Origin of the sequence: Pseudoxanthomonas indica, assembly GCF_900167565.1 — a bacterium.
Classification (GTDB): domain Bacteria; phylum Pseudomonadota; class Gammaproteobacteria; order Xanthomonadales; family Xanthomonadaceae; genus Pseudoxanthomonas_A; species Pseudoxanthomonas_A indica.
On sequence record NZ_FUZV01000002.1, the window covers coordinates 1,309,609 to 1,322,092 of the forward strand.

The window sequence follows — 12,484 nt, forward strand, 5'->3', positions numbered from 1 at the left end:
AGCTCGTACGGTCGGAAGGCGGGGTGGGGCGGTGGACAGCGGATGCCGGTGTGGCGATCAGCCCAGGACTTTCTGGATGGTGGCGACCAGCTGTTCCGGATTGAACGGCTTGACCAGCCAGCCGGTGGCGCCGGCGGCCTTGCCTTCGGCCTTCTTGTCGGCGGCCGATTCCGTGGTGAGCATCAGCATGGGGGTGAACTTGTAGTCCGGCAGGCCACGCAGGGCGCGGATCAGCGAGATGCCGTCCATGTTGGGCATGTTGACGTCGGTGACCACCGCGTTGAAGCGCGAACCCTGCGCACGGCCCAAGGCGACCTGGCCGTCTTCGGCTTCATCGACCGCGTATCCGGCGGAGGTCAGGGCGAAGGCGACCATCTGGCGCATCGAGGCCGAATCGTCCACCACCAAAATACGTGCGCTCATGCGGCGTTCTCCACAAAGTTCGAGTTGTTGTTGTTGTCGGAAGGCACCAGACCCAGTTCGGCCTCCAGGCCCAGCAGGCGCGCAGCGTCACGGAAGGAGGCGCTGCTGTCGGCAAAGGCGGTGCGATGACCGGCCTTGGCGCGCTCCAGGAAAAACGAAAACAGCACCTGCAAGCTGGCGGTGTGCACGCGTTGCACGGCGGTCGCATCGAGCACCAGCTCGTCGCTCTGGGCCAGATGCGGGGCCAGCTGCTGTTTGAGGTCGCTGGCGGCCTCGATGCCGAGGTCGGCGGCCAGGGGTACTGCGCTCATTGCTGCTCCGAAGGGTCGGTTCCCGTGTGGTATCGGCCGATGGCGGGAGCACTTGAGCGGGTGGGTGGGCACGGGTGAAAAAGTGAGATGCACATCAAGTTTCGACTTCTGTCGTTTCAGTTTGCAATTTCAGTGCCTCCGTAGCATTCAAGGGCTGTGCCAGGCGAGTGCGATTCTTCGTTTTTGCCTGTTTTTACGCATACATGAAGAGATGGATGGAGGAGGCCAGGCTGTGTTTCACTGCGCCCCTGCCGTCCTTGATCCAACTATTAGAATCGCCAGCCAATGGTCTGAGTAGGCGTGATGGCTATGCAAGTTCGCACAGGATCAGAGGTGCACGAAATGAACGCCAATGGCATGTTCCGGGCAGCCGCTTGGGTGGCTACAAAGGCGGCGCTGCTCCGGCGCGCCATGCAGGTGCTGATTGTCCTGGCAAGCGTATCCGGCGTGGCGAAAGCGCAGACGGTGCCGGAGGGCGCCTGCATGTCCAGCTACCTGCCGCTGACGGCCGTGATTCCGGAAGTCAGCGTACCCAGGAACCTTGCGCTGGGCAGCCCCATCCCCGGCGCGATGGTCACGGTTTCCCTGGCGGTCACCTGCAACAAAGGCCCTGCGGCGGCGTCGGGGCCAGCGCAATGGCGATGGAGTAGTCGCAATGGAACTCCGATCTTTAGCGAGGTACCGGGGTTTACGGAGGTCTATCGCACTTCCAGCATGTCTGAAGGGGTGGGCTTACGGGTGGAAACCTTCGGCGGGTTGGCAACGCACTATCTGGTGAACGGCCAGATTGCCTTTGGCCTGGGCGATTACAACTTGAACGGCACCAGCAACATCGAAGCGCGCTTTGTCTTGATCAAGGTGGCAGAGAGTCCTCAGACAGGAACGTACACACAACCGGGTGGAACCGGCATCCATGGTGTGGCCTGGATCAACAATTCGACCGAAGCCAATTCGGCGCTCGACGTCAAATACACCATCAAATCAGCACAGTCGTCTTCCTGCACCCTGAGCCAGAAAGACATCGAGGTGGCGCTTCCGAAAGTTCTGGTGAATGACTTCACCGGCGTGGGGTCATTTGTGGGCCCGACAACTTTTCCGATAGGCGTGAATTGCGAGGACAAGGTGGCGCTCAGATTCGAGATGAAAGACGCTACCAAGCCTGGGAACGTCAGCAACATCTTGTCGCTGGGCGCCGGATCGACGGCTGAGGGCGTTGGCATCCAGATTCTGGACGGCCAGGGCAAGCTGATTTCCTACACGCCCGGCGGGCAGACCTACAATCAGAGCACAACGCCGATCTTCAATCCGACTCTGCTGGGCGAGGTTCCCGCAGGTACTTCCAGCACCACGTTTACAGCGCGTTACGTCCAGACCGAAGCCGTGTGAAACCCGGCCTGGTCAAAGGTCTGGTGGAAGTGACGCTCTCCTACTACTAGCGAGGCTGGCCCAGCTGCCACGCCTCAGCGTAGCAGTTCGGAAGCATCCAGCAGGATCACCGTCTGCTGGCCCGCCAGGCGGGCCACGCCGCGGAACAGCGGATGGGTGATGCGGCACATGCGGGTGTTGTCGGGCGGCTCGATCTGGCCATCGGTCAAGGTGGTGACGTCTTCCACCGCGCTGACGCGCAGGCCGAGGATTTCGCCCTGTTCTTCCAGCACCACGATGCGGGTGAGGGGGTCATCGATGATGGCGGCGCGATCCAGGTACAGCCCCAGATCGATCACCGGCACCACCTGTCCGCGCAAGTTCATCACCCCCAGCATGTGGCGGGCGGCGCCGCGCAGCGGCAGCAGGGTGGCCGGCAGCACGACTTCCTGAACCTTGAGCAGTTCCAGTGCGTAGTGCTGATCGTCGCAGCGCATGCGCAGCCAGCGGCTGGCGCGATCGCTGGCGCGGCGGCGGTCGTTGCCATGTGGTGATTGTGCGGCTTGATCCTGGGTCTGCCTTTGCAGCAGGTCGAACACCGGCTTGGCGTAGGCGGGCAGGTCGGCCGGGGGCGGCACCAGGTTGCGCGGCACGCGCGGCGCCGGCGGTGCATCGACGCGGATCGGCGCGGACGGCATGCGCGACTGGATTTGGTCGGCTTCGGTTTCTTCGGCGACCGCGGCGGCAAAGTCGCCGGGGGCGGCGGCGTTCGCAGCAACCTCCGCGCCCGCCGGGAATTCGGCGTCGAACTCGGCCAGCAGGGCGGCGGTGGTGTCGGTGGTGTCGACGGTGGCCACGGCTTGATCGGGGAATTCGGAATCGAATTCGGCCAGCAGATCGGCGCTCACGTCGAAGGTCGGTACGGCTGCGGTGGCGTCGACGGCTTGATCGGGGAACTCGGAATCGAATTCGGCCAGCAGATCGGCGCTCACGTCGAAGGTCGGTACGGCTGCGGTGGCTTCGACGGCTTGATCGGGGAATTCGGAATCGAATTCGGCTAGGAGATCGGCGCTGGTGTCGAGGATCGGCGTGACGGGCTCAATGGCTTCGGCGGTCGGGGCTGGCTCCCAACAGACTGATGTCTGGTCAACCCCTCCTACGGATGCAGCTTCTGCTTCTGCGGCCAGCAGGGCGATGTTGTCGACGTCACTGCCGTAGGGCTTGGGCACGTCGGCGACGGCGGGCACCTGGTCCACGTAGACGAAGGGCGGATCGCTGGCAGCGGACTGCGCTTCATCGCGCGGCGGGGTCGGGGGCGTGGATGCGCCATCGCCGGACAACAGGTCCAGCAGGTACGAATCCAGCGCGGGTACGGCATTCATGCAGCTTGCTCCAGCTCCCCGCGTTCGCTGGCCAGCAACCAGTCGAGGGCACGCCGATAGGCCGACAGGCCACGGCCGGGATACTGCGCCGGCGGCATGGACTGGGTCAGCACATCGACATTGCAGATGCGGGTGTCATTGGGGATGGCGTCTTCCCACACGCGTGCACCGTGCTGCTCCTGCATCTGCCGGAGCGTTTCGTTGCCGGTGCGGGTGCGCTTGTCGTGCAGGGTGGGCAGGATCGAGACCGGCAGCGGGCGCTGGCGCGAGCGTTCGATCATGTCGGTGGTGCGGCACATGCCGGTCAGGCCGTGCATGGCCAGCGGTTCGGTCTGGGTGGGGATGATCACGCGGTCGGCGGCGGCCAACGCATTGACCATCAGCAGGCCCAACGTGGGCGGGCAGTCGAACAACACGTAGTCATAAGCCTGCCCCCCCCGCGCCAGCGCGCTGGACAGGGCCAGGCCCAGGCCGGGCTGGGTGGCGCTGCGCCGTTCCAGCGTGGCCAGCGAGGTCTGCGCGGCGACGAAGGACAGGTTTTCGATTTCGGTGGCCCGTACCAGTGGCGCCAGCTCGGCGCCTTCGGGATTGAACAGTTCCATCACTCCGCTGGGCGGCGGATCGGCGGGCACGCCAAAGGCCCGGCTCAACGACGAATGCGGGTCCAGATCGATCAGCAGCACGCGGAAGCCGCGCATTGCCAGGCCACGGCCCAGGGCCAAAGTGGTGGTGGTCTTGCCCACGCCGCCTTTCTGGTTGGCGATTGCCCACACGCGCATCAGTTGGATCCTCCGGTTACGGTCGGCGCCAACGCTGCAGCGTCAGCGGCCGTGGCCGGCGTCAGGGGACCGGCCTCATCGAGGGTGCCTTGCAAGTTCGGTGCCGCGGCGATCGCCGGCAGTCCGCCGCCACCGCCCTCGGCCTTGCCTTCCCCGGCCAGGATCACCAGCAGCACGCGACGGTTGCTGTTGCGGCCCTCCAGGGTGGCGTTGTCGCCGATCGGGCGGAATTCGCCGTAGCCGATCATCGCCAGCCGCTCCGGCGGAATGCCGTCGCGCACGAACAGGTGCACCACGCTGGCCGCACGCGCGGCCGACAGCTCCCAGTTGGAGGGGAACTGATAGGTGCGGATCGGACGATCGTCGGTATAGCCTTCCACCCGTACGCCGTTGGGAACATTGATCAGCACATCGGCCAGCTTGGACACGGTGTCCTGCGCGGCCGGTTCCAGCGCCGCGGAACCGGTGGGAAACAGGATGTCGCTGTTGATCTGCACTTCCAGCCACAGCTGGGCGCGGCGGATGACCACCATTTTCTGGTCCACCAGCGGCTTCATCGCCTTTTCGATGTCCGAGGCGATGCGATCCAGCTCGCGCTCGGCGTTCTGCATGCCCTGCGCACTGACGCTCATGTTCATCTGCGAGGCCATCGCCGCCAGCAGGGTGACGTTGGGGGCAGGCGAGGGCGCCGACGGGCCCTGCTTGGCGCCGGACTTGATCGGCGAGGGGCGATCGAAATCCGCACCCTGCAGCTGGTGATTGCCCACCTGCACCGGATTGATGGTGCGCGGCGCGCCGCCGAAAGCGGCGGTCAGGGCATCGGCCATCACCCGGTACTTGCCTTCGTTGACCGTGGAGATCGCGTACATGACCACGAAGAACGCCAGCAGCAGGGTCATCAGATCCGCGTAGGGGATCGCCCAGGCTTCGTGGTTGGTGTGTTCTTCGTGTTTCTTGCGGCGCGCCATGATCCCGGCCCCTTAGTGCAGGAAGCCGGCCAGCTTGGATTCGATGTTGCGCGGATTCTCGCCCTGGGCGATCGCGATCAACCCCTCGATGATCATCTCGCGCTCACGGGTGCGGCCACCGATGACGCTCTTGAGCTTGTTGGCCATCGGCAGGAAGAACAGGTTGGCCGAGGCGATGCCGTAGATGGTGGCGGTGAACGCCGCGGCGATGCCGTGGCCCAGCTTGGACGGATCGGCCAGGTTCTTCATCACCGCGATCAGGCCGAATACCGCACCGATGATGCCCAGCGTGGGCGCGTACACGCCCATGGCTTCGAACACCTTGGCGGCGGCCAGATCCTGGTGTTCCTGGCTGTCCAGATCGATTTCCAGCATGTGCCGGATGGCTTCCGGCTCCAGGCCGTCGACCAGCATCTGCAGGCCCTTCTTGAGGAACGGATCTTCCTGCTCGGCGACCAGCGGCTCCAGCCCGAGCAGACCCTGCTTGCGGGCCACATTGCTCCACTCGACGATCTGCTGGATCAGTCCTTCGCGCTCATTGGTGGGCGGGCGGATCACCCACTTGGCGATGGCCACCGCATGCTTGAACACCTTCGGCGGCGTATGCACCAGGATGGCTGCGACGGTGCCGAGGATGACGATGACGAAGGCGGCCGACGACCACAGCGAGGCCACGCCCGCACCCTTGAGGATGCTGCCACCGACCAGGGCGACCAGCGCCAGCAGTAGTCCGACGAGACTGAAGATATCCATGTGAAGGAATATCGGCGGGTGTAATGGGAACTTGAGCTGGCGACCCTCTCCCGGAGGGAGAGGAAGAGGGGGAAGGGCTTACGCCACCTGGCGCAGGCCGTCCACGTCCAGGATCAGGGCCATGCGGCCGTCGCCAATCAGGGTGGCGCCGGCATAGCCGGGCAGGCCGCGCACGGCGCGCGGTAGCGGCTTGATTACCACCTCCTCGCGGCCGCGCACCTGATCCACGACCAGGCCGAAGCGCTGGTCGCCCATCTGCAACACCACGATGGTGAGCAGCGGGGTCTTGGTCACCTGCACGCCCAGCCAGCGGCGCAGATCCACCAGCGGCAAGGTGGTGGCGCCGCGATCCAGCACCGCCTGGCCATCGAAATAGCGCAGGCTGGCATCCGGCGCATGCAGCACTTCCAGCACGCGCGCCAGCGGCAACGCATAGACCGGGTCGCCGGCCTGCACCAGCAGGGTCGGCAGGATCGCCAGCGTCAGCGGCACGCGGATCAGGAAGCGGCTGCCGCGTCCGAGCTGGGAATAGATCTGGATCTGCCCGCTCAGTTCGCGGATGCGTGACTGCACCACGTCCATGCCGACGCCACGGCCGGAGATGTCGGTGATCTCGGTCTTGGTGGAAAAGCCCGGCAGGAAGATCAGCTGCAGGCATTCGTCATGCGACAGGCGCGCGGCGGACTCGGGATCAATCAGGCCCTTTTCCAGCGCCTTGTCGCGCAGGCGTTCGGGATCTATGCCGGCGCCGTCGTCGCGGATTTCAATGGTGACGTAGTCGCCTTCCTGCTGCGCGGCCAGGCGGACTTGGCCACAGCGCGGCTTGCCCGCAGCTTCGCGCAGGGCCGGCACTTCCACGCCGTGATCGATGGCGTTGCGGACCAGATGCACCAGCGGATCGGCCAGCGCTTCGACCAGGTTGCGATCCAGCTCGGTCTCGGCACCGATCAATTCCAGATCCACTTCCTTCTGCAAGGAGCGGGCGACATCGCGCGCCACCTTGGGGAAGCGCGAGAACACCTTGCCGACCGGCTGCATGCGCGTGCGCATGACCGCGTTCTGCAGGCGTGCGGTGGCGATATCCAGGCTGCTGACCGCGCGGTCCAGTTCCTCGTCGCGCAGGCGCGCGCGCAGGGTCTTGAGGCGGTTGCGCGAGAGCACCAGTTCGCCGACCAGGTTGACGATCGCATCCAGCCGCTTGGTGTCCACGCGGATGGTCTGCTCGGCTTCGCTGGCGCGCGCGGCCGGCTTGCCCGCTGCGCTGGCCGGGGTGGCGCGCGGCTTCGGCGCAGCGGCAGGCGCCGTGGCGGCAGGCGCGGCGATCGCGCCCTGCAGCTGATCGAGCAGGGCGTCGAATTCTTCTTCGTTGATGTCCTCGCCCGCCTGCGCAGGCGCTGCTGTGGCCGGTTTGGCCGCCACCGGCGCCGGCTTGGGTGCGGCGCCAGTCACGTCGAACTGCGCGATCAGCGTGGCCGGTGCATGCGGCGGATCTTCGTTGGCGCCCACTGCATCGAGCATCTGCTGCAGCCAGTCGAGCGACTGCTGCGCGGCGTCGAAATGATCCGCTTCCAGCGAGGCCTTGCCCGAGCGCACCAGGCCGAGCGCTTCTTCAGCCGCGTGGCACAGGTTGACCATCGGGGTGATCGCCAGGAAGCCGGCGCCGCCCTTGAGCGTGTGGAAGCCGCGGAACACCGCGTTGAGCTGCTGCTTGTCGGCGGGATCCTGTTCCAGCGTCACCAGCTGCTCGCCCAGGCGATCCAGGATCTCCTGCGCTTCAATCAGGAAGTCGGCGGCGATTTCGGGGGTGACGGCGGACATGCGTGCTTCTCTTACAGGCCAAGACCCGACAACAGATCATCCGCGTCATCCTGCGAGTACGCGTTCTTGTCCAGTCCGTTGACGGCCGGGCCGGACAGGGCGTTGTCCTTCTTTTCCGGCGGCGGCAGGCCGAGTGCGCCAAAACCTTCGTGCACGCGGCGGACGATGCCGGCGACGCGACGGATGATCTGCCCGGTGAGGTCCTGGTAGCTCTGCGCCAGCGCCATTTCCGACAGGCCGCTGCGGATGCCATCCACCAGCTGCGTCTGTTCGGCGCTGAGCGGGCTGGCCTTGAGCTGATCGGCCAGGCCGCGGCATTGCTCGGCCAGGTCGAGGGTCTTGTGGCTGGCCTGTTCGGTCATTTCGACCACGTGATCCAGGCGCGCGCAGGCGTCGTCCAGACCATGGCTGTCATGGGTGGGCGGCAGTTCGCCCAGCGTCTGCGCCAGTTCGCGGGCCAGCCGGCCCAGGCCCTGCATCATCGGCTGCGTGCGCCAGGCGGCAATCGCATCCAGTTCGCGGCGCCAGCCGGCTTCATCGCCTTCCTGCAGGGCATCCAGCGCGTGCTGGAGTTTTTCCACCAGCGCCGCGCGGGCGCTGGAAGCATCAATGACTGCGGCCATCAGGCAGCCGCTCCCAGGCGCTCGAAGATCTTGCCCAGCTTCTCTTCCAGGGTCTGCGCGGTGAACGGTTTGATGATGTAGCCGTTCACGCCGTTCTGCGCGGCCTCGATGATCTGTTCGCGCTTGGCCTCGGCGGTGACCATCAGCACCGGCAGGTGCTTGAAGCGGTCATCGGCGCGGATCGCCTTGAGCAGGTCGATGCCGGTCATGCCGGGCATGTTCCAGTCGGTGACCACGAATTCGAAGTTGCCCTGCGCCAGCGCCTGGATGGCGGTCGAACCGTCGTCGGCCTCGGCGGTGTTGGTGTAACCCAGATCGTTGAGCAGGTTCTTGATGATGCGGCGCATCGTCGAGAAGTCGTCCACGATCAGGATTCGCATGTTCTTGTTGGCGGTCACTCGGTACTCCGGGGCAATGCTATTGGGCAGGGTGGTTCGGAACGGATATCGGCGGGGATCCGGAGAAGTTTAGTGAGGGGGTGAAAGCGGCCCTCAATCGTCCTCGATGCCGGCGTCGACCTTTTCGTACACGTCCAGCCGGCCGCGCAGGCGCAGCATGGCCTGGCCGTGGATCTGGCAGACCCGCGACTCGCTGACCCCCAGCACGGCGCCGATTTCCTTCAGGTTCAATTCCTGCTCGTAGTACATGGACAGCACCAGCTGCTCGCGCTCGGGCAGTTGGCCGATGGCCTTGACCAGCTGGGTGCGGAACTCGCCGCGCTCCAGGTTCTGCTGCGGGCTGGGGCCACCGGTGACATGGGTCTGCGGTTCGCCATGGTCTTCGACGTGCGATTCCAGGCTCAACACCTGGCCACGCGCGGCGTCTTCCAGCAGGCGCAGGTATTCCGGCAACGGCATCTCCATCGCCGAGGCGACTTCGGTGGCGATGGCGGCGCGGCCGGTGCGCTGTTCGATTTCGCGCACGGTGGAGGCGGCCTGGCGGGCGCGCCGGTGCACCGAACGCGGCACCCAGTCGCCGCGGCGGATTTCATCGATCATCGAGCCGCGGATGCGGATCGAGGCGAAGGTCTCGAACGAGGCGCCCTGTTCGGCGTCGTAGCTGCGCGAGGCTTCAATCAGACCGATCATGCCGGCCTGGATCAGATCATCGACCTCCACGCTGGCCGGCAGGCGTGCGGCCAGGTGATGGGCGATGCGCCGTACCAGGTCCGCATGCACGGTGACGGCATCGGTGGCCGCGCTTTTCTGCACGGCACGGTATTGGGCGGCAGCACCGGTATTCATGCAGGCACGCTCCGGTTGATCATGCGTTCGACGAAGAATTCGACATTGCCGCGCGCGGCGGTCGGCGGCTGCCAACGGGCGGCCAGGCGCGCGATTTCGTTGATGGCGCGGGCCGACGGGCTGCCCGGATAGGCCTTCACCACCGCCTGCTGGCGCTGCACGGCGCGGCGCAGCCAGTCGTCCTGCGGCACCGCGCCCATGTAGTGCAGGGCCACGTCGCCGAGGAAGCGTTCGCACACCCGCGCCAGTTTTTCGTACAACTTGCGGCCCTCGTTGGGGTCGCGGACCATATTGGCGATCACGTGCACGCGATCGACGCCGCGTTCGCGCGAGAGCACCTTGATCAAGGCGTAGGCATCGGTGATCGAGGCCGGCTCATCGCAGACCACCACCACGGTGTCCTGCGCGGCCTGGCAGAAGGTCAGCACGCTGTCGGTGATGCCGGCGGCGGTATCCACCACCATCACGTCCAGCTGGCGCTGCAGTTCCGAGAACACATTGACCAGGCCGACGTGCTCGGCCGAGGACAGCTCGGCCATGTGCCGGAAACCCGACGAGGCCGGGACGATCAGCAGGCCATCCGGGCCTCCCAGCAGCACGTCCTCCAACTGGCAGCGATGCGCGACCAGATCGGCCAGGGTGAACTTGGGGGTCAGGCCCAGCAGCACGTCGACATTGGCCAGGCCCAGGTCGGCGTCCATCAGCAGGGTGCGCTTGCCCATCTCGGCCAGCGAAGCGGCCAGGTTGACCGACACGTTGGTCTTGCCCACACCACCCTTGCCACCGGTGATCGCAATGACCCGCACCGGATGGAACGCGCCGGCCATCGGCGGCGTGTTGCGCGGATTGGTCTGCAACAGGTGGGACTCATGCGACATGGATGTTCTCCGCGGGGATGGCTTCGTCGGCTTCGCGACGCAATTGGTCAAGACGCAGTACAAGGTTGGCGGCGTTGGCGCGGTGCAGGTCTTCCGGCACGCGCTGACCGTCGGTGATCCAGGCCATCGGCAACTGGTGGTCGACGATCACCGACAGCGGGCTGCCCAGGCGACCGGTTTCATCGACCTTGGTCAGCACCACGCCCTTGGGGCGCACGGCGCTGAAGCGGCGCACCACTTCATCCAGATCGGCGTAGTGGGAGTTGGCCGGCAGCACCAGCAGGGTGTGGATCTGTCCGGCCGCGCGCAGCCAGTTGAGCTGGCCGACCAGGTTGCGGTCGCGCTGGCCCAGGCCGGCGGTGTCGATCAGCACCAGCTTGTAGTCGGCCAGGCGCTCCAGCACCTGCGCCAGCTTGATGTCGCTGTCGGCTTCGTATACGGCGATGCCGAGCTGGCGACCGTAGCTGTGCAACTGTTCGCGGCCACCCACGCGCACGGTGTCGGTGGTGACCAGCGCCACGTCGCGCGGGCTGTTGGCTTCGGCGAACGCCGCGGCCAGCTTGGCGATGGTGGTGGTCTTGCCGGCGCCGGTCGGGCCGACCAGGGCGATCACGCCGCCAGTGAGCAGCGGATCCTGCGCCATGACGGGCAGCTTCTTCGACAGCAGGCCCAGCATCAGGCCACGGCCGCGATGCAGTTCGGTGTCGGCGGGAATCTGCAGCGCCACGTCGCGGGTGATGCCGGCATCGAAACCGTAGTCTTCCAGCAGTTCCATCGCCTGCGAACGCACCGGAGAACCCTTCAGGCGCTCGTCGGTCAGGCGGTGCATCTCGTCTTCGATCATGCCGCGCATCGCGGCCAGCTCGGCGCGCATGGCGGCCAGCTGCTCATCGTTCTCGCGGGCGCGGATCGGATCGTTGTCGGTAACCAGTGCAACCGCCGGGGCAGTAGCCGTTGCAACCGTCGCAGCCGCAACCGTCGTCGTTGCCTGGGAAACATCCGCAGCCGATGCTGCGGCTCCTTCTCCCGCTTGCGGGAGAAGGTTGGGATGAGGGGAAGACGAAGCCAGAATCGCCTCAGCCTTCGCCACATCATCCGCAGTCACCGCGGCAACCGCACGCGCCGTGCCATTCACGCCCGGCACCGCCGGCAAACTCGCCGCCAACCGCGCAGCAAACGAGTCCGGCTTGATCTCGAACTTCGCCGGCTCGCTGGCAGGCAACACAAAATCGTCTTCCTGCTCGTATCCACCCAACGGCTCCGGCGACGGAATACCGGCGTACAGCGATTCGCCATCACGCGCATCGGCGCCCTTGCGGTCACCGCGCAGGCTTTCACGCAGGAAGGCGGGCAGGGCGTCCAGGTCTTCGGCCGGCGCGGCCGGCTTCTTCGGCGCTTGCGGCTTCAGCTGGGCCAGCAGTTCAAACGCGGTCGGAATTTCGTTGGCAGCCTGCTCGGCCGCGATGTCCTGCGCCGGCTTGCCAAGAGGCTTGCGGCTGAAAGGACTGCTGACCGGTGCATCGTCCATCGCCGGCTTGTTGTTCGGCGTGTTGCGCTGGAAGTAAGCGGCCGCGGCCTGCGCGGGCGACAGCGGCGCGTCCTGGCGATTCGATTCGGCGCGCGGCGCGGCACGGTGCAGGTCGTCGGTGCGGGTCTGCGCATCACGCTGCGTGGCCGCCGGGCGTGCGAAAGAAGGAGCGGGCGGAGCAGCCGGTTCGGCCGGGCGCATCGCGTCCAGCGTGCGCTGCACCAGTGCTTCGTCGTAATTGGATGCGGCGACGATTTCCACGCCGTCATCAGTCATGCGGTTGGACAGGATGACCGCATCCGGGCCGTGTTCCTGGCGGACCAGGGCGAAGGCGGTGCGCATGTCCGGGGCGACGAAGCGTTTGATTTTCATGGTTTGGCGCTCTGGTAAACCGCTGGGTTCTGCTGATGAA

Annotated in this window: 13 protein-coding genes; 1 reads left to right on the forward strand and 12 read right to left on the reverse strand. The window is 66.0% G+C overall.

Annotated features, from left to right (window positions below; all coding sequences use genetic code 11):
- Positions 1-57: 57 nt before the first annotated feature.
- Positions 58-423 carry a response regulator gene (locus B5X78_RS16700; RefSeq protein WP_079725878.1) on the reverse strand — a complete coding sequence of 122 codons (366 nt, stop codon included), beginning with the start codon at positions 421-423 and terminating at the stop codon, positions 58-60.
- Positions 420-734: an STAS domain-containing protein gene (locus tag B5X78_RS16705; RefSeq protein WP_079725880.1), complete on the reverse strand. Its 315-nt coding sequence runs from the start codon at positions 732-734 to the stop codon at positions 420-422. The genes B5X78_RS16700 and B5X78_RS16705 overlap by 4 nt, the downstream gene beginning before the upstream one ends.
- 342 nt (positions 735-1,076) lie before the next feature.
- Between B5X78_RS16705 and B5X78_RS16710 the strand changes: the two genes are divergently transcribed.
- A complete protein-coding gene (locus B5X78_RS16710; protein WP_176140893.1) occupies positions 1,077-2,120 on the forward strand; it encodes a fimbrial protein in 1,044 nt (347 codons plus the stop codon).
- 74 nt (positions 2,121-2,194) lie between these two features.
- On the opposite strand, the gene B5X78_RS16715 is transcribed toward B5X78_RS16710, so the two are convergent.
- The 10 genes from B5X78_RS16715 to flhF form a co-directional block, all read right to left on the reverse strand.
- Positions 2,195-3,481: a chemotaxis protein CheW gene (locus B5X78_RS16715; protein ID WP_079725884.1), complete on the reverse strand. Its 1,287-nt coding sequence runs from the start codon at positions 3,479-3,481 to the stop codon at positions 2,195-2,197.
- Positions 3,478-4,260, reverse strand: a complete 783-nt coding sequence (locus B5X78_RS16720; protein ID WP_079725886.1) for a ParA family protein — start codon at positions 4,258-4,260, stop codon at positions 3,478-3,480. Before B5X78_RS16720 ends, B5X78_RS16715 begins: the two co-directional genes overlap by 4 nt.
- Positions 4,260-5,228: a flagellar motor protein MotD gene (gene motD / locus B5X78_RS16725; RefSeq protein ID WP_079725887.1), complete on the reverse strand. Its 969-nt coding sequence runs from the start codon at positions 5,226-5,228 to the stop codon at positions 4,260-4,262. Before motD ends, B5X78_RS16720 begins: the two co-directional genes overlap by 1 nt.
- A 12-nt stretch (positions 5,229-5,240) precedes the next feature.
- Positions 5,241-5,981 carry a flagellar motor protein gene (locus B5X78_RS16730; RefSeq protein WP_079725888.1) on the reverse strand — a complete coding sequence of 247 codons (741 nt, stop codon included), beginning with the start codon at positions 5,979-5,981 and terminating at the stop codon, positions 5,241-5,243.
- Between the two features lie 78 nt (positions 5,982-6,059).
- A complete protein-coding gene (locus B5X78_RS16735; RefSeq protein ID WP_079725890.1) occupies positions 6,060-7,799 on the reverse strand; it encodes a chemotaxis protein CheA in 1,740 nt (579 codons plus the stop codon).
- Positions 7,800-7,810: 11 nt separating this feature from the next.
- On the reverse strand, positions 7,811-8,422 hold the full coding sequence (locus B5X78_RS16740; protein ID WP_079725892.1) for a protein phosphatase CheZ: 612 nt from the start codon (positions 8,420-8,422) through the stop codon (positions 7,811-7,813).
- On the reverse strand, positions 8,422-8,802 hold the full coding sequence (locus tag B5X78_RS16745; RefSeq protein WP_079726246.1) for a chemotaxis response regulator CheY: 381 nt from the start codon (positions 8,800-8,802) through the stop codon (positions 8,422-8,424). Before B5X78_RS16745 ends, B5X78_RS16740 begins: the two co-directional genes overlap by 1 nt.
- Positions 8,803-8,913: 111 nt before the next feature.
- Positions 8,914-9,666, reverse strand: a complete 753-nt coding sequence (locus B5X78_RS16750; protein ID WP_079725894.1) for an RNA polymerase sigma factor FliA — start codon at positions 9,664-9,666, stop codon at positions 8,914-8,916.
- On the reverse strand, positions 9,663-10,493 hold the full coding sequence (locus B5X78_RS16755; RefSeq protein WP_229730787.1) for a MinD/ParA family protein: 831 nt from the start codon (positions 10,491-10,493) through the stop codon (positions 9,663-9,665). Before B5X78_RS16755 ends, B5X78_RS16750 begins: the two co-directional genes overlap by 4 nt.
- A 40-nt stretch (positions 10,494-10,533) precedes the next feature.
- Complete coding sequence (gene flhF, locus B5X78_RS16760; RefSeq protein WP_229730761.1) at positions 10,534-12,444, reverse strand: flagellar biosynthesis GTPase FlhF; 1,911 nt, start codon at positions 12,442-12,444, stop codon at positions 10,534-10,536.
- Positions 12,445-12,484: the final 40 nt, after the last annotated feature.

Coding starts and splice junctions, on each gene's coding strand:
- B5X78_RS16715 (WP_079725884.1), bottom strand. CDS start 3,481: ATGAATGCCGTACCCGCGCTGGATTCGTACCTGCTGGACCTGTTGTCC.
- B5X78_RS16730 (WP_079725888.1), bottom strand. CDS start 5,981: ATGGATATCTTCAGTCTCGTCGGACTACTGCTGGCGCTGGTCGCCCTG.
- B5X78_RS16710 (WP_176140893.1), top strand. CDS start 1,077: ATGAACGCCAATGGCATGTTCCGGGCAGCCGCTTGGGTGGCTACAAAG.
- motD (WP_079725887.1), bottom strand. CDS start 5,228: ATGGCGCGCCGCAAGAAACACGAAGAACACACCAACCACGAAGCCTGG.
- B5X78_RS16740 (WP_079725892.1), bottom strand. CDS start 8,422: ATGGCCGCAGTCATTGATGCTTCCAGCGCCCGCGCGGCGCTGGTGGAA.
- B5X78_RS16755 (WP_229730787.1), bottom strand. CDS start 10,493: ATGGCCGGCGCGTTCCATCCGGTGCGGGTCATTGCGATCACCGGTGGC.
- B5X78_RS16705 (WP_079725880.1), bottom strand. CDS start 734: ATGAGCGCAGTACCCCTGGCCGCCGACCTCGGCATCGAGGCCGCCAGC.
- B5X78_RS16735 (WP_079725890.1), bottom strand. CDS start 7,799: ATGTCCGCCGTCACCCCCGAAATCGCCGCCGACTTCCTGATTGAAGCG.
- B5X78_RS16750 (WP_079725894.1), bottom strand. CDS start 9,666: ATGAATACCGGTGCTGCCGCCCAATACCGTGCCGTGCAGAAAAGCGCG.
- flhF (WP_229730761.1), bottom strand. CDS start 12,444: ATGAAAATCAAACGCTTCGTCGCCCCGGACATGCGCACCGCCTTCGCC.
- B5X78_RS16700 (WP_079725878.1), bottom strand. CDS start 423: ATGAGCGCACGTATTTTGGTGGTGGACGATTCGGCCTCGATGCGCCAG.
- B5X78_RS16720 (WP_079725886.1), bottom strand. CDS start 4,260: ATGCGCGTGTGGGCAATCGCCAACCAGAAAGGCGGCGTGGGCAAGACC.
- B5X78_RS16745 (WP_079726246.1), bottom strand. CDS start 8,802: ATGCGAATCCTGATCGTGGACGACTTCTCGACGATGCGCCGCATCATC.